The sequence below is a fragment of the Pseudonocardia sp. genome (genome assembly GCF_029263155.1).
Taxonomy (GTDB): domain Bacteria; phylum Actinomycetota; class Actinomycetes; order Mycobacteriales; family Pseudonocardiaceae; genus Pseudonocardia.
The window spans coordinates 1-19177 of sequence record NZ_JAJCYB010000035.1 but is presented as its reverse complement, the minus strand read 5'-3'; the positions used below and the strand labels follow the sequence as shown (position 1 = coordinate 19177).

The following is a 19177-nucleotide window of genomic DNA, read 5'->3' as shown; positions in this document are numbered from 1 at the left end:
GATGCCCGGCGCGGACGGCGCTAGCCCGCGTCGAAGTAGGCATTGCGCAGGTAGTCCTCCACCGCCCGCTTGGGCACGCGGAAGGAGCGGCCGACCTGCGCCGCCGGCAGCTCGCCGGAGTGGATGAGGCGGTACACCGTCATCTTCGACACACGCATCGCCGCCGCGACCTCGGCCACGGTCAGGAACTGGACCTGGGCGAGATGGAGCTCAGGCTGCTCGGACGCCATCCGATCACCGCTTTCGTGGGTCACCAGACCTGTGCCCTGGTGTTCTGTGTGAGCTTAGCGGTGCCCGTGTGACGACTTCGACACCCGGTACCACTCTGGCGGGGAATTCAGCCTCGCGTCCGGGTGAAGCGTGGTCAACCGTTCGGGTCAAGCCCGTGCCGCCGCGCGACCCAGCTCCGCCGATCGGTCGCGGGCGGCCTCGATCGCGGCGATCAACGCGGCCCGCACGCCGTGCTTCTCCAGCTCGCGGATCGCGGCGATGGTCGTGCCCGCGGGCGAGGTGACGGCCTCCCGCAGGATCACCGGGTGGTCGTCGGACTCGCGCAGCATCCGGGCCGCCCCGAACGCCGACTGGACGATGAGGTCGGCGGCGACAGCGCGCGGCAGACCGAGCAGGATCCCCGCGTCGATCATGGCTTCGACCAGGAAGAAGAAGTACGCCGGCCCGGATCCCGAGAGTGCGGTGACGGCGTCCTGCTGCGACTCCGGGACCCGCACCACCCGGCCCACCGCCCCGAGCATCTTCTCGACCGCGGCCAGCTGCGCGTCGTCGGCGTGCGCTCCGCCGGACACCGCGCTCATGGCCTCCCCGACGAGCATCGGTGTGTTCGGCATGACCCGCACCACCGCGGTGCCGGCCGGCAGCGCGCCCTCGATCACCGAGAGCGGGACCCCGGCGCACAGCGACACCACCAGCGTGCCGGGCGTGATCGCCGTCGCCAGTTCGGCGAGCACCGGCACGATGTCCTGCGGCTTCACGGCGATGACCGCGATCTCGGCGTGTCGCGCCGCGCCCGCGACGTCCACCGACCCCACCCCGAGCCGAGCGCCCAGTTCGGCCGCCCGCTCGGGGTGCCGCTCGGTGAACACGAGATCGGCCGGGGACCGCCCCGCCGCCAGCAGCCCGGCCAGCAAGGCCTCGCCGATCTTGCCCGCCCCCAGCACCGCGATACGCGTCATGGGAGCACGGTAACCCCGCGCCGGCGCCCGCCCCGGCCCGCGCCCGGTCACAGCGGGGTGGCTGTGCTCCGACTGGACCGGAGTAGAGCCACCCTGCTGTGACCCCGACGGCGACCCCGACGGCGACCCCGACGGCGACGGCGGCGCGGCGACGACCGGGTTCAGGACGTGACTTGGGGGGCCAGGGCCAGCTGGCGTGCCTGGCAGATCAGACGGCCCGCCGAGTCGACCACCGTGACGTCCTCGTCGAACCAGGTGCCGGCCACCACCGTCGACCGGCTCTCCAGCCGCAGCCAGCCCTCCGCGGGGTGGGCCCGCAGCAGCGCCGTGAGCTGGACCGTGGGCGCCCAGCCGAAGCGGCCGGCGACGTTGAACACCGTGGGCGGCAGGATGTCGCCGGCCAGCAGCGCGTAGAGGACGTCCACGGGCTCGTCGCGCGGCCGCGTCCAGCCGTGGAGGACCGGCGGTGCCTGCTCGTGGCGCGCGAACGCGGCGGTGGCGGCGTCGAATCGCAGGTCGCAGGAACCGGCGAGGCCGAACACCGTGGCACCGGCGGCCGGGTCGATCGCGTCGGCCGGGGGCTCGGCCGGCAGGTCCGGCAGATCGACCCACAGCGGCTCGTCGCCGGGCAGCACCCCGGCGGTGACGGTGGCCGCGAGCATCGTCCGGCCCGCCTGCGTCATCCGCACGGAGACGACCGACACCGTCCGCCCGATCTTGAGCACCTCGGTCTGCAGCTCGACGGGGCCCGGGTCGGGGGCGCGCAGGAAGTCGGCGGCGACCGCCAACGGGTCCGGCGCCGCGCCCGGGGCGTCGGCCGCCAGCCGGGCCAGACCGGCGCGTACCAGCAGCACCAGCAGGATCCCGCCGTGCGCCTTGGGCCCGACGGTCCAGTCCGGGCCCAGCTCGGCGACGTAGCGGCCCGCACCCCGCGGCTCGATGGCGATGGCGCGGCGGAAGGGCGGCGCGGTCTCCGTCCCGGTCGTCATGGGGACAGCTCTATCACCGCAGGGGCAGCGACACCCGGTCGGTGTGATCGGCGTCGCGCGCGGGCTGCAGGTGCAGCCGGGCGAACAGCAGCGACTCGGCCAGCAACGACGTGCGCTCGTAGCGGGTGCGGCAGCGCCGCGTGCTGACCTCCAGCACGACCACCCCGGAGAAGCCCGACGCGACGAGCCGCTCGCACACCTCGGCACACGGCTGCGTGCCGCGCCCGGGCACGAGGTGCTCGTCCCGCGGCGATCCGCTGCCGTCGGTGAGGTGCAGGTGGCTGAGTCGCTCACCCATGCGGTCGAGCATCGCGAGCGCGTCGGACCCGGCGGCGGCGGTGTGGGAGAGGTCGAGCGTGTAGTGCGCGTGACCGACGGCGGTCGGGTCGTAGCCGGGGCTGTAGGGCACCGTGCGCAGCCCGCCGCGCTGCAGCGGGAACATGTTCTCGACGGCGATCGCGACACCGGCGTGCTCGCCCGCACGGGCGACCTCGTCCGCGAAGGCCGCGGCGTAACGGCGCTGCCAGCGGAACGGCGGGTGCATGACCACCGTGGACGCGCCGAGCCGCGCGGCCGCATCGACCGAACGCCGCAGCCGGACCAGCGGGTCGGCGCCCCACACCCGCTGCGTGACGGCCAGGCACGGGGCGTGCAGGGCCAGTACCGGCACGCCGTGGGTCTCGGCGAGCCGATCGACCGCCGCGACGTCCTGGCTGACCGGGTCCGACCACACCATCAACTCGACGCCGTCGTAGCCCAGCTCCGCGGCCACCTCGAAGCCCGCCGCAACCGGCTCCGGGTACACCGAGGCGGTGGAGAGGGCGACGGGCGGCGGCGCGGTCATCTGCCCAGGAGTACCAGGATCGCGGGCGACACGGTGAGCAGCAGCCCCACCAGCACCGCGAAGATCGTGGTGCGGCGGTCGTCGTTGTGCAGCAACGCGCGCACGATCACCACGAGCCCGACCGTGACGAGCACCGCCGACGCCAGCGCGACGACCGGCAGGTTGCGCCACAGGAAGCGGAACGCGACCCACAGCACCGCGCCGCCGAGCGCGCCGCCGATCCACTGCATCATCACCGTGGCCCACGCGGGCCCCGCACTCGCCTGGGCCGCCCGCCCCAGCCGTCGCTCGCGCGGCTTCGGCGCCTCGACCGCGTCGTCGTGCTTCTCGAGATCGACGGGCGACGGCTCGTCGGCGAAGGGGTCGTCCGGGTCGAGCCCGGCGGGACCGTCGTCGGCGTCGACCGGGCCGCGGGGCAGCGGGGGGGCGTCGTCGACGGAGGTGCCCGCCCGCCGCGCGTCCGCGGTGCGCGCGTCGTGCCAGGCCTCGGCCCCGACCGGTGCGGCACCGATCATGGTGGACGGGCCCTCGTCGACGCCGTCCGGATCGACGCCGTTCTGTTGCGGCATCGGGCCGGTGAGGTCCTCATCCACCGCCGGCGCCGCATCACGGAAGCGGGGCATCACGTCGGTGGGGTGCTCGCGCTCGGGACCGCGATCGGGGCCGGAGGTGAACAGCGGAACGTCCTCGACGGCCGGCCGGGGCGCCGCCGGGGGGGCCGGCGGCGGAGCGTGCGGCGTCCGGGGCACCGGCTCCCGCAGCACCGACCGGTCCGGCAGCACCGGGACGCGGCGCTCGGGGGCGCGCTGTTCGCCGGCGGGAGCCTGACCGGCGAACGTGCCCGCGCCGGGCGGGGCGGGGCCCTCGTCCGGCTCGTCGGGCTCCCGGCGGCGGCGACGGCGACCGGTCGCACCGGTACCGCCGCCGTGCTCGGCAAGGAGCTCGGCGACGGTGCGCTGACGTGGGTGGTCGGTCTCGGAACTCATCCAGTACACCGTGCCTCGTACGTCGTCAAGCGTCCAAGTGCGTCCGGCGTGTTCTGCGCCGAACGGTCCGTCTGTGTCGAGGGCGGGTGCGTCGACGCGTCCAATGTGTCGAGTCGCCGCAGGATGACGCCCTCGCGCAGCGCCCACGGGCAGATCTCGAGCTGGGTGATCCGCAGTGCCCGCATCGCGGCCTCCGCCACCAGTGCACCCGCTACGAGCTGGTGCGCACGGCTCGGGCTGACGCCCTCCAGCTCGGCCAGGTCGCCCGCCGACATCCGGGTGATGAACGCGGCCAGCTGCCGCAGCCCGACGTCGGTGAGCAGGCGCCGGGCGCGGGGGCCTGCGCTCGACGGCGCCGCGCCGGTGAGTCGCGCGAGCGAGCGGAACGTCTTGGAGGTGCCCACCACGAGGTCCGGGCTACCTGCCCGCCGCACCTTGCGGGCGACCCCGGCGAGCTCGACGTCGAGGTGAGCGCGCAGCGCGTCGATCTCGCGCCGTGACGGCGGGTCGGAGCGGAACCACTCGCGGGTGAGCCGGCCGGCCCCCAGCGGCAGCGACGCCGCGACGGCGGGATGCTCGTCACGTCCCGCCGCGAGCTCCAGCGACCCGCCGCCGATGTCGAGCACCAGCAGCCGGCCCGCGGACCAGCCGTACCAGCGGCGCACCGCGAGGAAGGTGTACCGCGCCTCGTCCTCGCCCGGCAGGACCTGCAGCGCGACGCCGGTCTCGTCGCGGACCCTCGCGAGCACCGCGGCGGAGTTGGTGGCGTCGCGCAGGGCCGAGGTGGCGAAGGCGAGCAGGTCGGAACAGCCAGCCCGCGTGGCTGCGGCACCCGCCTTCCCGACGGTGCGGACCAGCGCGTCGGCCCCGGCCTTGGTGAGCCCCCCGGAGCGGTCGAGGTTCTCCGCGAGCCGCAGCTCGTCCTTCTCCGACGTCATGGGGGTGGGGTGCCCACCGCGGTGCGCGTCCACGACGAGCAGATGGACGGTGTTGGACCCGACGTCGAGCACACCCAGGCGCACCGGCCCAGGCTACTGCGCGCCGTGACGAACCCGTGACCGAACCCGTCACACACCGCACGCAGTCGCCGGTGCGCACCCCGCCGATTGCGCACCCCGCCGATCAAGGGCAGATGGTCGCCGGTGGATCACCGCGAGCGACCGTCTCCCCTTGATCGGCGGGCGATCGCCCGATCGATCTGGGCCATGAGCGTGCGTGGGTCGTGGACGTCCTGGTCCGTGGCGTAGAACATCGCCCAGCCGTCGTCCGCCAGGACGTTGTGCCGGCGCCGGTCGGCCCGGCGCCGATCGTTGCCGTGGGCCTGCTCGCCGTCGTACTCCAGGCCGACCCTCTCCCGCAGCCAGCCGAGGTCCAGCCACCGGTGCACGCGGCCCCGCGCGTCGAGCACCGGGAGCTGGACCGTGGGCTCGGGCAGGCCGGCGTCGTGGCAGTGCAGCCGCATCCGCGACTCCTGCGGCGATTCGGACCCGGTGCGGGCCAGCGGTACGAGCTCGCGGGCCTGCCGCACCCCCGGCAACCCGACGTGGCGGATGAGTTCCGCGGCCAGCGACTCCGGGGTGCACTTCCCGGTCTGCAGGGCGGCGTCGAGCACGGGGAGAGCGTCGAGCCGGGACAGCGTGCGGGACAGGTCGATCGCGGTGCGGTCGGCGGTGGTGACGCACGCACCGCACCACAGGCGGGTCAGGTCCGTTGCCGCGAGCACGAGCTGGCGGGGCCACAGCCCGTCGCGGTGCAGGCACGGCGCCCCGGGGTCGACCGCCACCTCGGTGACGCCGGTGTCGAGGACCCCGAAGCCGTGCAGCTCGGCCGCCGTGTGCAGGCAGGCGGCGACGGGGCGCCCGATGCTCAGGCCCGCGGCGGCCAGGCGCAGGCGCGCGTCCGGCTCGCTCTCGGCCAGGCGGTAGCTGCCGGTGAACACGGGGACCCAGCGGCCGGACCGCACGCGGGCCCGCACCTCGGCCCGGGTATAGCAACGCATGGCCTGTGCGGTGCTGAACGCGCCGCGCTGCGAAGCCGCGAGCTCGCGCAGTGGTGATCGCACGAACCTGACGATGGGGGCCGGCGCACCACTTCGGCGGGCCGTCGGCAAATCTGTGGACGGCCACGCAGCCATGTGGACAACCTGCGCCCAGCCGCAGCAACCCACCCCGACCGCGGTGATCAAGGGCAGATGGCGGCGCCGGGTGATCCACGGGCGACCATCTGCCCTTGATCGGCGGGTTCACGGCATGCCGCCGGGCCGTGGTCGGCTACCTCAGCCCTCGAACTTGTAGCCCAGGCCGCGGACCGTCACCAGGTGTTTGGGCGCGCTCGGGTCCGTCTCCACCTTGCTGCGCAGCCGCTTGACGTGCACGTCGAGCGTCTTGGTGTCCCCGACGTAGTCCGCACCCCAGACGCGGTCGATCAGCTGTCCCCTGGTGAGCACCCGGCCGACGTTGCGCAGCAGGTATTCCAGCAGGTCGAACTCCTTGAGCGGCAGCGCCACGTCCGCACCGCCCACCGACACCACGTGCCGCTCCACGTCCATCCGCACGGGCCCGGCCTCCAGCACCGCGCCGTTGCCCCAGCCGCCCGGGCCGTCCACCTCGGGTCCCGCCTCACCCCCGCGCCGCAGCACGGCGCGCACGCGCGCGATGAGCTCCCGCGCGGAGTAGGGCTTGGTGACGTAGTCGTCGGCGCCCAGTTCCAGGCCCACGACCTTGTCGATCTCGCTGTCCCGCGCCGTCACCATGATCACGGGGACGGCGGAGCGGGTGCGCAGCGCCTTGCAGACGTCGGTCCCGCTCATGCCGGGGAGCATGAGGTCGAGCAGCACGATGTCGGCACCGTTGCGGTCGAACTCCTCCAGCGCGTCCTGGCCGGTGGTCGCCACCGCGGTGGTGAAGCCCTCCTTGCGCAGCAGGAAGGCGAGCGGGTCGGCGAAGGACTCCTCGTCCTCGACGATGAGCACCCTGGTCATGAGATCTCCTCCAGCTCGTCCGACTCGGCCGGGAAGTCGACCTCGTCGAGCTCCGCGGTGTGCGCCGGCAGGCGCATGGTGAACGTCGACCCGGTGCCCGGGCTGCTCCACAACCGCACCTCGCCGCCGTGGTTGGCCAGCACGTGCTTGACGATCGCGAGCCCCAGCCCGGTGCCCCCGGTGATCCGGGAGCGGGCCGGGTCGACGCGGAAGAACCGCTCGAACACGCGCGTCTGGTGCTCGGGGGCGATGCCGATGCCCCGGTCGGTCACCGAGATCTCCACCCACTTGCCGGACCTGCGCCGCGACACCGACACCGACGCCTCCGCCGGCGAGTACGCGATCGCGTTCTCGATCAGGTTCGACAGCGCGGTCACCAGCAGCGTCCGGTCGCCCTCGACCTCCAGGCCGGTCGGCCGGTCCACGGTGATGTCGATGCTCGCCGACTCCGCCGAGAGCCTGCTGCGCGCCATGGCCTCGCGCACCACCTCGTCGACGTCGACGACGCACAGCTCCGGCAGCCGTTCGGCCCCGGTCAGCCGGGAGAGCGCGATCAGCTCCGTGACCAGCGCCCCGAGCCGCGTCGACTCCTTGAGGATCTTGGTGGCGAACCGGTGCACCTCGACCGGGTCGTCCGCCGCGTCGAGCACGGCCTCGGCCAGCAGCCCGACCGCGCCCACCGGGGTCTTCAGCTCGTGGCTCACGTTGGCGACGAAGTCGCGGCGGGTGGCCTCCAGCCGGACGGCGTCGGAGGTGTCGGTGGCCTCGGCGACGGTGTAGCCGTCGCCGACCGGCCGCAGGTGCGCGACGACGGCGGCGGGCCTGCGGCCACGCTGGTTGAGCGGGGAGAGATCGACCTCCACCGGCTGCCTCGACCTCAGCGCCTCCTGGCACCCCGCCCACGCCCGCGCGTCGGGCCGCCCGGAGTGCACCAGTCCGAGTTCGACGGCGCGCGGGTTGTGCAGCGTCACGTCCCCGGCCCGGGTCAGCACCGCGAGCCCGGTGTCGGAGGAGCGGAAGACCCGCTCCAGGAGATCGGCCATCGGCGGGCCGGGCACCGGCGGAGCGGGTTCGGGGACGGCGGCATCGCGCCGCCTCGCCATCCGCAGGCCGACGGCGACGCCGAGCAGGAGGGCAGCGGCCGCGATCAGCACGCACAGCAGCGCGGTCACGGGCCGCATCGTAGGCAGGCCGGGGCCGTGCAGGGCCAGTCATGAGGCCCCGGCGTGACGGCGGTGACGCCGTGGACAGCGACATTTCCGCGCCCGTTCACGCCCCGTTCACCGGTGCGGCGAGCACCTTCCCGTGGCGGCACGGCCACCCGGCGACCGGGCGGGGACCGGGTGGCCAGGTGACCGGCGGACAGGTCCCCGGATCAGCGGCCCTGGGCCGCCACCGCCGCGGCGGCGGCCGCCGCCGCGTCCGGGTCGAGGTACAGCCCGCCGGGCACGGTCGGGCGCATCGACTCGTCGAGGTCGTAGCGCAGCGGGATGCCGGTGGGGATGTTGAGCCCGGCGATGTCGGAGTCGGAGATGCCGTCGAGGTGCTTGACGAGCGCGCGCAGCGAGTTGCCGTGCGCGGCGAGCAGCACGACCTTGCCGGCCCGCAGGTCGGGGACGACCGCGGACTCCCAGTACGGCAGGAACCGCTTCACCACGTCGGCGAGGCACTCGGTGCGGGGGAGGTCGGGGCCGAGGTCGGCGTAGCGGGGGTCGGTGTCCTGCGCGAACTCGGTGCCGTCCTCGATGGGCGGCGGCGGGGTGTCGTAGGAGCGGCGCCACGCCATGAACTGCTCCTCGCCGTACTCCGCGAGCGTCTGCTTCTTGTCCTTGCCCTGCAGCGCGCCGTAGTGACGCTCGTTGAGCCGCCAGTCGCGCGTCACCGGGATCCAGTGCCGGTCGCACGCGTCGAGGGCCAGGTTCGCGGTGGAGATGGCCCGGCGCATCAGTGACGTGTGCAGCACGTCGGGCAGCAGCCCGGCGTCGCGGAGCAGCTCGCCGCCGCGGCGGGCCTCCTGCTCCCCGGTCTCCGACAGCGGCACGTCCACCCATCCGGTGAACAGGTTCAGCGCGTTCCACGTGCTCTGGCCGTGGCGGAGCAGCACCAGTGTTCCCATGGCGCCAACTCTGCCATGGGGCCTCACCCGGCCAGCGGTGACGGACTCCCCGGACAGGCACCGGGCAGGTCACCCGAGCTCGCCAGCCCGGAGAGGACCGCGCGGCTGATCTCCCGCAGCTGGCCGACCTGCTCGGCGGTGAGCCTTGCGAACAGGTGCCTGCGGACGGCGTCGACGTGCCCGGGCGCCGCCGCGGCGAGCACCGCGAACCCGGCGTCGGTGAGCCGGGCCAGGGTGCTGCGCCGGTCGTCCGGACACGGGATGCGCCGGATCCAGCCGTTGCGCTCCAGCCGGGCGACGGCGTGCGACAGCCTGCTCTGCGAACTCTGCGTGGCGGCGGCCAGGTCGCTCATCCGCAGCGTGCGACCGGGCACGTCGGAGAGCATCGCCAGGATCTGGTAGTAGGCGTGGGGGAGCCCGGAGTCGCGCTGGAGCTGGCGGTCGAGGGCGGCCTCGAGCAACGCGGACGCCGCGACGTAGGAGAGCCACGCGTCGAGCTGCTCGTCGGTGAGCCACTTCCCGTCGTCCGCCACGAGGACCATCCTACGCGATGAAAGTTGAACTTTCATGGTTCGTGGCGGCCCGCAGCCGCACCGTCAGCAGGTGCAGGGCCTCGCGCAGCTCGGCGATCTCCGCGCCGGACATGCCGGTGGCCTCGACCACCTGGCGCTGCACCGCGGGCACCCGCTCGCGCAGCGCCCGACCCGCCGGGGTGAGCGACACCAGCACCGAGCGCTCGTCGACCTCCTGACGCCGCCGCGCGACGAACCCCGCCGACTCCAGGCGCTTGAGCAGCGGCGACAGCGTGCCGGTCTCCAGCTGCAGCGCCGCACCGATCGAGGTGACGGTGGCCTCCTCGCGCTCCCACAGGACCAGCATCACCAGGTACTGGGGATAGGTGAGTCCGAGTGCGTCGAGCCGGGGACGGTAGCTGCTGATCATGGCCCGAGACGCGGCGTACAGCGCGAAGCACAGCTGCTCGTCGAGATTCGTCGACTGCGCCGGACCGGACTGAGGCATCCCCACAATGTAAGCCCGTGCCGACACCGGAGCACCCCCGACCCGCGCCGGGCCGCGCCGGATACGCCCGTACGGCCGAGCCCCGGACGTGACCCGGACGGTTCCCCTCGCCACGACCGCTCCAGGCGACCCGGGAGCCGCTGGGCTCAGCAGGCGGCGGAGGCCCGGTGGACGGGGTCCACGCGCAGCGTCACCGGCTCCACCCGCGACACCAGCACGCAGGTGCCGCTGCGGATCTCCAGCTCGTCGGAGCCGCGGAAGGCCACCGTGTCGGGCCCGCCGCCCTCGGGCAGCCCCTGCCAGACGGGTGCCTCCTGCTCGAAGGGCCCGTTCCCGGCCCGCAGCACGACCCAGGTCACCGGGTCCGGGGAGAAGCGCTCGAGGCCCTCGAGAACCACCAGGCGCTGCCCGCCGGACACCACCTCCGACACCGACCGGCCCTCCTCGTCCAGGCCGATGGACAGCCAGGCGATCACAGCCCAGCCCAGTGCCAGGGTGCCCCCGAGCATCAGGACCAGCACCCGGGCGACATAGATCGTGACCGCGACGGTCAGGGTGGCCGTGGCGAGCACGATCGCCAGCAGCACGGTGCCCGCGGTGAACCAGGACGCGTGGCGCAGGTGGAAGGGATCGAGCAGCGACAGCCCGGCCAGCAGCACGGCGATGACGGTGAGCGCCCCGAGGACCAGGACGCGGCGCAACGTGGACAAGCGGCACTTCCGCGGTCGGTGTGGCTGGGTGCGCAGGCTAGCGACGTCGGCGCGGGAGCGACCGCAGGGCCCGGTCGTCGCGGCCTGCCGAGGCGCCGTTCACGGCGATGGCCGGGCGCGGGCGTCGCCGGGGACCGGCCCGGACCCGGCCGGACGACGCTGGCCGACCGCATCGGCATCTGAGCACCTCGCCCGGCTACCCGGTTCGACCGGGCCCGCGACGTGCGGCGTCGACGATCCCGACCAGGGCGTGCCGGATGCGCTCCGCGGCTCGGTCCGGTTCCGGCTGCCCCGCGTCCAGCCAGGCCGCGATCGCGGTGATCGTGGCGGCCGGGGTGAGGTGCGCGGCCCAGCGGAGCCAGCCCGGGTCCGGGATCATCGGGGCGAGCTGCTGATGGGCGGCGGCGTACATCTCCTCCCGGTGGCGGTCGGCCTCGGCGCGGAACTCCGGCTCCCGGGCCGCGTGCTGGAACAGCAACCGGAACCCGGCGGGGTCGCGGGCCGCGCCGGCGAGCAGGGCGTCGACGATCTGCCCGGTGTAGCCGGGCGGTCCGACGGCGGCGCCGAGGTTGTCCCGCGCCCGCGCGAGAACGGCCCGGTAGAGGTCGGCCTTGGAGTCGAAGTGCCGGTAGAGGATCACCCGGGTCACACCGGCCTCGGTGGCGATGGCCTCCAGACCGGTCCCGGCGAACCCGCCACGGGCGAACGCCTCGGTAGCCGCGGCCAGGATCTGCTCGCGGCGAGCGGCGCGCGGGAGCCGCGGCGCGGAGGCCGCGGACCGGGCCGGACCGGTCCCCCCGCTCGCGATCATCCGCCCAGTGTAGGCGCCAGCATGTATATGCTGAAGTAAACATCGAGTCAGGGGGTGCCGGACATGCCGACGGGTGCGGAGCGGGAGCGGTGGGCGCGGTACTGGGACCGGGCGGCGCCGAAGACCGACGCGTCGATGCGGTTCCTGGACCGGGTGCTGTTCCGGGACAGCCGGTCGTGGGTGTGCGGGAAGGCCGAGGGCGCGGTGCTGGAGGTCGCCGTCGGCACCGGCCTCAACCTCGGCCACTACCCGGCCGGGGTGTCCCTGCTGGGGGTGGACCTGAGCCCGGCCATGGTCGAGCTGGCCCGGCGGCGGGCCGCCGAGCTCGGGCGCGACGCCGACCTGCGGGTGGGGGACGCCGAGGCCCTCGACCTGCCCGAGGCGTCGTTCGACTCCGTGGTGTGCACGTTCTCGCTCTGCGGGATCCCCGACCCCCGCCGGGCGATCGCGGAGATGGTACGGGTGCTGCGCCCCGGCGGGCTGTTGCTGCTCGCCGACCACGTGGCCGCGACGGCGGCGCCGGTGCGGGCCGTGCAGCGCCTGGCCGAGGTGGCCTCGGTCCCGCTGATGGGTGAGCACTTCCGCCGGCGCCCGGCGGAGGAGGTACTGGCGCAGGGTCTGCTGGTGCAGCAGCGGGAGCGGTTCGCCGGTGGGATCGTGGAGCGACTCGCCGCCCGCAGGCCGGTGTCATGACCGACCCGCAGGACGTCGACACCGTCGTGATCGGCGGGGGCCAGGCCGGGCTGGCCGTCGGCTTCCACCTGCGCCGGTGCGGCCGCGCGTTCGTCGTGCTGGACGCGGACTCCGAGATCGGGGGGAGCTGGCGGCGGCGGTGGGACTCGCTGCGACTGTTCACCCCGGCCGGGTTCAGCCACCTGCCGGGCATGCCCTTCCCCGCCGACCGGCGCGAGTCGCCGACCAAGGACGCGATGGCCGACTACCTCGCCGCCTACGCCCGTCGCTTCGCGCTCCCCGTCGAGCTGTCCACCGTCGTCGTCGCCGTCGACCGCGCGGGTGCCGACCTGCGGGTGGTCGCGACCGACGGCCGGGCGTGGCAGGCACGCGACGTCGTGGTCGCCACCGGCGCACACGGTCGCCACCACGTCCCCGATCTCGCCGCCGACATCGATCCGGCCGTGCTGCAGGTGCACTCGGGCCAGTACCGGCGGCCCGAGCAGCTGCCGACCGGTCCGGTCCTGGTCGTCGGGGCCGGCAACTCCGGTGCCGAGATCGCGGTCGACCTCGCGTCCCCGGATCGGCAGGTGTACCTGGCCGGACGCGACGTCGGCCACGTCCCGCCGCTGGGGACCTGGACCTACCCGCTCATGCGCGGGCTGGGCCGGCCCGGTTCGACGCTGGCGCGGCGGGGGCTGCGCGGCGGGGCGGAGCCCCTGGGGCGCATCCGGCCCGGCGATCTGGAGGCGGCCGGGGTCCGGCGGGTGCCGCGGGTGGCCGGCACCCGCGACGGACTGCCCCTGCTCGCCGACGGCCGCACGCTGCGCGTGGCGGGGGTGGTCTGGTGCACCGGGTTCCGGCCCGACCACCGGTTCGTGCGGCTCCCGGTGCGCGACGACGCGGGTGGGCTGATCCACCACCGCGGTGTGACCGGCGCCCCCGGCCTGTACGTCGTCGGCATGCCGCACCAGTCCTCGATCACCTCGCACCTGGTCGGGGGCGTCGGGGCCGACGCCCGGTTCGTGGTCGACCACCTCGCCGGGCGCCCGGCCACCACGGCGCCCCTGGCCACGGTCTACACGCGCGACGGGTGCGGTCGCTGCGCCCGGCTGGTCCGCGGCCTGCGCCGGCGCGGGGTGTCGTTCGCCCAGGTCGACATCGGGCGTGCCCCCGGCGCGGCGGACGCGGTCCGCGCCGGGGCGGGCGGGGACGCGACCGCGCCGACCGTCGAGATCGGCGACCGGTGGCTGGTCGCCCCCTCGGCCCGGGAGGTGGTCACGACGGCCGGGGGATGACTCCTGCTAGCGTATTCCACAGAATGTTGGAGGATGCCCATGGGGGACGCACGCACCAAGGCTGAGCTGTTCGAGCACCTGGCCCGGGTCGGCAGGGCACTCGCCAGCGGGAAGCGCCTGGAACTGCTCGACCTGCTGGCCCAGGGCCCGCGCGGCGTCGCCGATCTCGCCGCCACCGCCGGGCTCGGGGTCACGACCACCTCGGCCCACCTGCAGACGCTCAAGCGCGCCGGTCTCGTCGCCACCAGCCGGTCCGGCACGACGATCCGGTACCGGCTGGCGGGCGACGACGTCGCCGCGCTGTACGCGCACGTGCGCGACGTCGCCGACACGCACCTGCCCGACGTCACCGCCGCCCGCACCCGCTATCTCGGACAGGACGCGGACGAGGAGCTCGGGCGGGCGGAGTTGCTCCGCCGCGCCCGCGCGGGCGAGGTCGTGGTGCTCGACGTGCGCCCCACCACGGAGTACCTCGCCGGACACATCCCGGGAGCCCGGTCCATCCCGATCGACGAGCTCGCCGACCGGATCGCCGAGCTCCCCGCCGACGTCGACGTGGTCGCCTACTGCCGGGGGGCGTACTGCGTGTTCGCCCACGATGCCGTCCGGCTGCTCACCGGGCACGGCCGCCGCGCCCTGCGCCTGGAACAGGGCATGCTCGAATGGCGCCTGGCCGGGCTCCCGGTCGCCACCGCGTCCGGCTGAGCGATCACCGCAGGGCGAGCGCGACCGCCCGGGCGACCGCGAGGGCATCGGGTGCGCCGTTGTCGCGGCCCTTCTCGAAGTCGTCACCGTCGGTCGCCATCGTGTTGGTGATGTGGGCGAGGCAGACCACCCGACGGTCACGGGCCTGCGCGTAGGCGTAGAGCGCCGCGGCCTCCATCTCCACGCACACGACGCCCGCGGCCTGCGCCGCGTCGATGGCCGTCGCGGTCTCCCGGTACGGGGCGTCGGTCGTCCACGACGCCCCGGCCAGGACCGGCTCGCCCAGCTCCCCGAACGCGCCCTCCAGGCGGGCGCGCAGCCGGTCGTCGAGCCGCCCCCAGCGGGCGGGAGGCAGGTAGTGCGCGCTGGTGCCCTCGTCGCGCAGGGCCCGCTCGATCAGCACGAAGCACGGCGTGCGCGGCAGCGGGGCGAGCTGTCCCGCGGAGGTGATGCTCACGACCAGCTCCGCGCCGGACACGGCCAACTGCTCCGCGACCAGCACCGCGAACGGCGCGCCGACCGCCATCCCGACCACCCCGAGCGCGACCCCGTCGAGATCGGCCGTCCACATGTCGGTGTGGTAGCAGGCCCAACCCGGGTGCCGGCGCCCGCGGCCGGTTCCGGACAGGAACCGGACGATGTCACCGTCCGGGTCGAGCAGGCACACCTCCGGGACCCGCACCTCGGGAAGGCCCCGCTGCCGGCGGGCCTCCCGCAGCAGGTTCGCCGGCTCGAACCGCGACGACGCCGGATAGTCCTTCCCGACCAGCAAGGGGTAGTCCACCCGGCCATCCCACCAGTTCGGCCACGACCGCCGCGCCGGGCACCGCTGCGTCGTGTCGGGCGCTGCTCGGTCAGGCCGGGGCCGGCAGGGCCGCAAGAGCCCTGGCCACGTCCACCAGATCGTCACCGATCACGTCGGCCCGGGTGAAGATCTCCGCGTAGTGCCGCTCCAGCCGCGCGGCCCACCCGGTGGTCAGCCCGGCCGCGTGGGCCCCGTGGCAGTCGAAGGCGTGCACCGCCACCAGCGCCACGTCCGCCGCCGGGCGGCCGATTCGGGCCAGCGCGTGGTCGTAGACCGCGCGCGGCGGCTTCCACATCCGCACCTCGGCGACGCTGATCACCTGGTCGACGAAGCGGTCCAGGCCGCTGCGGCCGAGGAACGCCTCGGTGGACTCCCGGGCCCCGTTGGTCAGGCACGTCACCGAGATCCCGGCCTCGGTGAGCACCTGCATCGCCTGCTCGGCGTCGGGTTGGGCGGGCAGCGTCGCGAAGCCGTCGAGCACGTGGGCGACGTCGTCGTCGGAGAGCCGGCCACCACCGATCACCCGTAGCGCCGACGCCGCCACCTCGGGGAACGGCGCGTAGTCCCCCGCCAGCGTCAGCGCCATACCGTCGCGCAGCATCCGGTCGAACCAGCGTTGCCACGCCGGGCCGGGCAGGCCGACGTCGACGAAACGGTCGTGCAGCGGCTCGAGCGAGATGAGGGTCTCGACGACGTCGAAGGCCACGGTGTGCGGTCGGTGGGGCACGGGGCTGTCCTTCCTCCGGGGAGCGGGCGGGTACAGGTTGCCACCCGGGTCCTGCCCGCACCCCCGGCGTCCGGGATCGTCACCGGAACGGTTCGGTACCGGGTCCCGCTCGGTCGCGCCGTCCGCCGGCACCCGGCGGGCCGAGAGGAACCCGAGGCTCGCGACGCAGAACGGCACCAGGTAGTTGACCGCGACCCGGACCCAGGTGCCGGGGCCGGCGCCGGCGAGCAGCACGTCACCCTGGTTCACCGCCGACAGGATCGTGCCGACCACCAGGGCCACCGGCGCCGCCGTGCGCGCGGTGCGGCCCCGCACGAACAGCCCGACCGCCTGCGACGGGCGCGACCAGGTCGTCACGACGGGCGGCCGGGGCCGATCCCCCGTCACCTCGCGACGTACACGGTGTTGGCCGAGGTCCCCCGGGTCAGCGGGTTGGCGAACGTCACGACGTGGGACTCGCACCGGCCGAACACCTCCGCGAGCAGCTCCTCGAACCCTGGGTCGGGGGGAGCGTCGGACCACAGCGCGAAGACACCGCCCGGGTGCAGGTGGTGGGTGAGGCGACGCAGCCCCCGGGCACTGTAGAAGGCCGCGTGGCTGGGATGCAGGACATGCTGCGGCGTGTGGTCGATGTCGAGCAGCACCACGTCGAACCGCCGTCCGGGCCGGTCCGGATCGAATCCGGGGCCGGAATCCGACATGGCGAAGAAGTCGCCGCACTGCAGCCGGACCCGCGGATCCGCCGCCAGGCCCGCGGTGTCGGGGAGCAGCGCGCGCTCGTGCCACCCGACCACCTCGCCGAGCGCCTCGACGACCACCACGGAGCGGACGGCCGGATCCTGCAGGGTCGCCTGTGCGGTGTAGCCCAGGCCCAACCCCCCGACGACGACGTCGAGGTCGCCGCCCGACGTCGCCGCGAGGCCGAGGCGGGCGAGCTCGACCTCGGCCACGGTGAACAGGCTCGACATGAGGAACTCGTCGCCGAGCTTCGCCTCGTAGACGTCGATCCCGAGCGACGGCTCCCGTCGCCTCCGCAGACTGATCGCCCCCAGCGGGGAGTCGCTCCAGTCGAGCTCGGCGAAACGTGCACTCACTCGGCGTTCCCTTCGTCGGTCGGACCGCCAGTTGCGGGTTCAGTCGACGTCGACGTCGAACGGGTCCGGCCCCTCACGGCCGCTGAGCTGGAGCAGGATCGCGGCGAAGCCGTTGCGCAGGTGCTGCTCGGTGGCGGCGGCGACGGCATTCGGGTCGCCGACCTCCAGCGCCTCCACCATGGCGAGGTGCTCGCGGTGCGAGGCGGCGGAACGGGCCTCGGAGTGCAGCATCAGGTCCCACGGGAACGCCTGCCACATCGTCGCGATCCGCTCGACGAGTCCGGGCATGCCGCACCGCTCGTAGAGCAGGAAGTGGAACTCGCGGTTGCGGTCGCGAGCGGCGGCCGGATCGGCGGCGGCGGCGCCGGTTTCCAGCAGCCCGCGCGCCCGGGTCAGGTCGCGGCGGGACAGGCGTAGTGTCGCCCGCCGCATGGCGTAGGTCTCGGTGAGGCGCCGGACGACGTAGGTGGCGGTCACCTGGTCGACGTCGACGCCGGCCACCCGCACCCCGCGGTGCGGCTCCGCGACGACCAGGCCCTCGGCCTCCAGCAGGCGCAGGGCCTCCCGGACCGGGGTGATGCTCGCCCCGAACTCGCGGGCGAGCTCGTCCTGGGGCATCCGAGCCCCCCGCGGGAGGTCACCGGCGAGGATCTGTCGGCGCAGCTCGTCGACGATCTGGTCGCGTTTGGTCGGGAGACCCGCGCGCATCGACCGAACCCCCAACCATCAGCGGTGCCCGGGCCATGATCTGCGGGCTCGTGCCGCCACCATAGCCGCACCCCGGTCGGTCAACGGCCACCCCGGCGCATGCCCGCCGTGGGAGCCGCGCCCGGGCCACGGGTTCGGGTTCCGCTCATGGTTCCGGCCCATCCCGGTCGAGTCGGGCGAGCACCACGTCGGTGTGCTCGCCCAGGGCGGGGACACGGTCCATGCGGGCCGTGCGGCCCGCGAAGGAGATCGGGGGCAGCACCGCGCGGAGCGGGCCGACGGGTGAGTCGACCGTCCTCCAGCGGTCGCGGGCCGCGAGCTGCGGGTGGTCGAGCACCTCCTGGAGGCCGCGGCGCCGGGCGTACGCGACGTCCGCGTCCTCCAGACGTCGGGTGACCTCCTCGCCGGTGAGGCCGTCGAGGACCTTCGCGATCTCCGCGTGCAGGTCGGGCCGGTGCGCCACCCGCCGCGCACCGGTGGAGAAGCGGGCGTCGGCCGCGAGGTCCGCACGCAGCAGGACCCGCTCGCAGAACCGCGCCCACTCGCGTTCGTTCTGGATCGCGAGGACCACCTCGGTCCCGTCGCCCGCGACGAACGTGCCGTACGGCGCGATCGCGGCGTGATGGGTCCCGGTGCGCGCGGGCGCCGTCCCGCCGTAGCCGGCGTAGTAGAGCGGGTAGCCCATCCATTCGACGAGCGCGTCGAACAGGCTGACCTCGACGTCGGTGCCCTCGCCGGTGCGTTCCCGCTCGTAGAGCGCGGCGAGGATCCCGGAGAACGCGTACATGCCGGCGCCGATGTCCGCCGCGGGGATGCCGCTCTTCGCGGCCTCGTCCTCGGTACCGGTGACCGCGACCAGGCCCGTCTCGGACTGGATGAGCAGGTCGTAGGCCTTGGCGTCGCGGTAGGGCCCCGAGGACCCGTAGCCGGAGATGGAGCACGTGACCAGCCGGGGGAAGCGGGCCCGCAGCGCCTCGGTGCCGAGGCCGAGCCGCTCGGCCGCCCCGGGGGCGAAGTTCTGCACGAAGACGTCGGCGCGCTCCAGCAGCCGCAGGACCGACTCCACCGCCCCGGGCGCCTTGAGGTCGAGCGCGACGCTCTCCTTGGAGCGGTTGAGCCACACGAAGTGGCTCGACATGCCCTGCACCGTCTCGTCGTAGTCGCGCGCGAAGTCACCGGTCCCGGGGCGTTCGATCTTGATGACCCGGGCGCCGAGGTCGGCGAGGTGGCGCGTGGCCATCGGCGCGGCGACGGCCTGCTCGCAGGAGACGACCGTGATCCCGTCGAGGGGCAGCATCACGAGATCCCCACGACGACGGTCTTGGTCTGGGTGTAGCCGAGCAGGCCCTCGACGCCCTTCTCGCGGCCGTAGCCCGAGCGCTTCCAGCCGCCGAAGGGCAGCTCGACGCCGCCCGCGGCACCGTAGGTGTTGACGAACACCTGGCCCGGGGGGGCCCCCGGGGGGGGGCGGGGGGGGCCGGCGCCCGGGGGGGGGCGCACCCGCGCCGCCGGCGCGCGCGGG

23 protein-coding genes are annotated in these 19177 nt (G+C 74.5%); 3 read left to right on the top strand and 20 right to left on the bottom strand.

Annotated elements, in window-relative coordinates:
* Window positions 1-20 precede the first annotated feature (20 nt).
* The 14 genes from Q1K26_RS06205 to Q1K26_RS06140 form a co-directional block, all read right to left on the bottom strand.
* On the bottom strand, window positions 21-230 hold the full coding sequence (locus tag Q1K26_RS06205; protein WP_300008331.1) for a helix-turn-helix domain-containing protein: 210 nt from the start codon (window positions 228-230) through the stop codon (window positions 21-23).
* 147 nt (window positions 231-377) lie between these two features.
* On the bottom strand, window positions 378-1190 hold the full coding sequence (gene proC / locus Q1K26_RS06200) for a pyrroline-5-carboxylate reductase (RefSeq protein ID WP_300008330.1): 813 nt from the start codon (window positions 1188-1190) through the stop codon (window positions 378-380).
* A 161-nt stretch (window positions 1191-1351) separates the two neighbouring features.
* Window positions 1352-2179 (bottom strand): thioesterase family protein, encoded by an 828-nt coding sequence (locus Q1K26_RS06195; protein WP_300008328.1) that lies wholly within the window; start codon window positions 2177-2179, stop codon window positions 1352-1354.
* A gap of 13 nt (window positions 2180-2192) precedes the next feature.
* Window positions 2193-3023 (bottom strand): sugar phosphate isomerase/epimerase, encoded by an 831-nt coding sequence (locus Q1K26_RS06190; protein ID WP_300008327.1) that lies wholly within the window; start codon window positions 3021-3023, stop codon window positions 2193-2195.
* Entirely contained in the window at window positions 3020-4009 is a 990-nt protein-coding gene (locus Q1K26_RS06185; RefSeq protein ID WP_300008325.1) for a hypothetical protein, read from the bottom strand. The genes Q1K26_RS06190 and Q1K26_RS06185 overlap by 4 nt, the downstream gene beginning before the upstream one ends.
* The gene (locus Q1K26_RS06180) at window positions 4006-5031 is read right to left on the bottom strand and encodes a Ppx/GppA phosphatase family protein (RefSeq protein WP_300008323.1); all 1026 of its coding nucleotides are present in this window, start codon (window positions 5029-5031) and stop codon (window positions 4006-4008) included. Before Q1K26_RS06180 ends, Q1K26_RS06185 begins: the two co-directional genes overlap by 4 nt.
* Window positions 5032-5156: 125 nt before the next feature.
* A complete protein-coding gene (locus Q1K26_RS06175) occupies window positions 5157-6071 on the bottom strand; it encodes a type IV toxin-antitoxin system AbiEi family antitoxin domain-containing protein (protein ID WP_300008321.1) in 915 nt (304 codons plus the stop codon).
* A 213-nt stretch (window positions 6072-6284) separates the two neighbouring features.
* Window positions 6285-6989: a response regulator transcription factor gene (locus Q1K26_RS06170; RefSeq protein WP_300008319.1), complete on the bottom strand. Its 705-nt coding sequence runs from the start codon at window positions 6987-6989 to the stop codon at window positions 6285-6287.
* A complete protein-coding gene (locus Q1K26_RS06165) occupies window positions 6986-8170 on the bottom strand; it encodes an ATP-binding protein (protein WP_300008317.1) in 1185 nt (394 codons plus the stop codon). The genes Q1K26_RS06170 and Q1K26_RS06165 overlap by 4 nt, the downstream gene beginning before the upstream one ends.
* Window positions 8171-8364: 194 nt before the next feature.
* Window positions 8365-9105 carry a phosphoglyceromutase gene (locus Q1K26_RS06160; RefSeq protein ID WP_300008315.1) on the bottom strand — a complete coding sequence of 247 codons (741 nt, stop codon included), beginning with the start codon at window positions 9103-9105 and terminating at the stop codon, window positions 8365-8367.
* A gap of 23 nt (window positions 9106-9128) precedes the next feature.
* Window positions 9129-9647 carry a MarR family transcriptional regulator gene (locus Q1K26_RS06155; protein ID WP_300008313.1) on the bottom strand — a complete coding sequence of 173 codons (519 nt, stop codon included), beginning with the start codon at window positions 9645-9647 and terminating at the stop codon, window positions 9129-9131.
* A 1-nt stretch (window position 9648) separates the two neighbouring features.
* Window positions 9649-10125, bottom strand: coding sequence for a MarR family transcriptional regulator (locus tag Q1K26_RS06150; RefSeq protein WP_300008311.1), 477 nt, complete (start codon window positions 10123-10125; stop codon window positions 9649-9651).
* Between the two features lie 146 nt (window positions 10126-10271).
* Window positions 10272-10835, bottom strand: a complete 564-nt coding sequence (locus tag Q1K26_RS06145) for a hypothetical protein (protein ID WP_300008309.1) — start codon at window positions 10833-10835, stop codon at window positions 10272-10274.
* Between the two features lie 196 nt (window positions 10836-11031).
* A complete protein-coding gene (locus Q1K26_RS06140) occupies window positions 11032-11646 on the bottom strand; it encodes a TetR/AcrR family transcriptional regulator (RefSeq protein WP_300008307.1) in 615 nt (204 codons plus the stop codon).
* A 63-nt stretch (window positions 11647-11709) separates the two neighbouring features.
* Between Q1K26_RS06140 and Q1K26_RS06135 the strand changes: the two genes are divergently transcribed.
* From Q1K26_RS06135 to Q1K26_RS06125, 3 genes are read left to right on the top strand one after another with little or no spacing between them, the layout of a single operon-like run.
* Entirely contained in the window at window positions 11710-12339 is a 630-nt protein-coding gene (locus Q1K26_RS06135; RefSeq protein ID WP_300008306.1) for a class I SAM-dependent methyltransferase, read from the top strand.
* Entirely contained in the window at window positions 12336-13616 is a 1281-nt protein-coding gene (locus tag Q1K26_RS06130; protein WP_300008304.1) for an NAD(P)-binding domain-containing protein, read from the top strand. The genes Q1K26_RS06135 and Q1K26_RS06130 overlap by 4 nt, the downstream gene beginning before the upstream one ends.
* Window positions 13617-13655: 39 nt before the next feature.
* The gene (locus tag Q1K26_RS06125) at window positions 13656-14321 is read left to right on the top strand and encodes a metalloregulator ArsR/SmtB family transcription factor (RefSeq protein ID WP_300008401.1); all 666 of its coding nucleotides are present in this window, start codon (window positions 13656-13658) and stop codon (window positions 14319-14321) included.
* Window positions 14322-14325: 4 nt separating this feature from the next.
* Here the strand turns inward: Q1K26_RS06125 and Q1K26_RS06120 are convergent, their stop codons facing one another.
* The 6 genes from Q1K26_RS06120 to Q1K26_RS06095 all read right to left on the bottom strand — a co-directional run.
* Window positions 14326-15105 carry a nucleoside phosphorylase gene (locus Q1K26_RS06120; RefSeq protein ID WP_300008302.1) on the bottom strand — a complete coding sequence of 260 codons (780 nt, stop codon included), beginning with the start codon at window positions 15103-15105 and terminating at the stop codon, window positions 14326-14328.
* A 70-nt stretch (window positions 15106-15175) separates the two neighbouring features.
* Complete coding sequence (locus Q1K26_RS06115) at window positions 15176-16210, bottom strand: haloacid dehalogenase type II (RefSeq protein WP_300008300.1); 1035 nt, start codon at window positions 16208-16210, stop codon at window positions 15176-15178.
* Between the two features lie 26 nt (window positions 16211-16236).
* Window positions 16237-16947 carry a spermidine synthase gene (locus Q1K26_RS06110; RefSeq protein ID WP_300008299.1) on the bottom strand — a complete coding sequence of 237 codons (711 nt, stop codon included), beginning with the start codon at window positions 16945-16947 and terminating at the stop codon, window positions 16237-16239.
* A gap of 39 nt (window positions 16948-16986) precedes the next feature.
* On the bottom strand, window positions 16987-17655 hold the full coding sequence (locus tag Q1K26_RS06105; RefSeq protein ID WP_300008298.1) for a GntR family transcriptional regulator: 669 nt from the start codon (window positions 17653-17655) through the stop codon (window positions 16987-16989).
* 145 nt (window positions 17656-17800) lie between these two features.
* Window positions 17801-18952 carry a CaiB/BaiF CoA-transferase family protein gene (locus Q1K26_RS06100; protein WP_300008297.1) on the bottom strand — a complete coding sequence of 384 codons (1152 nt, stop codon included), beginning with the start codon at window positions 18950-18952 and terminating at the stop codon, window positions 17801-17803.
* On the bottom strand, window positions 18952-19177 hold a 226-nt coding region (locus Q1K26_RS06095; RefSeq protein ID WP_300008295.1), incomplete at its 5' end, for an aldehyde dehydrogenase family protein. The genes Q1K26_RS06100 and Q1K26_RS06095, both read right to left, overlap by 1 nt.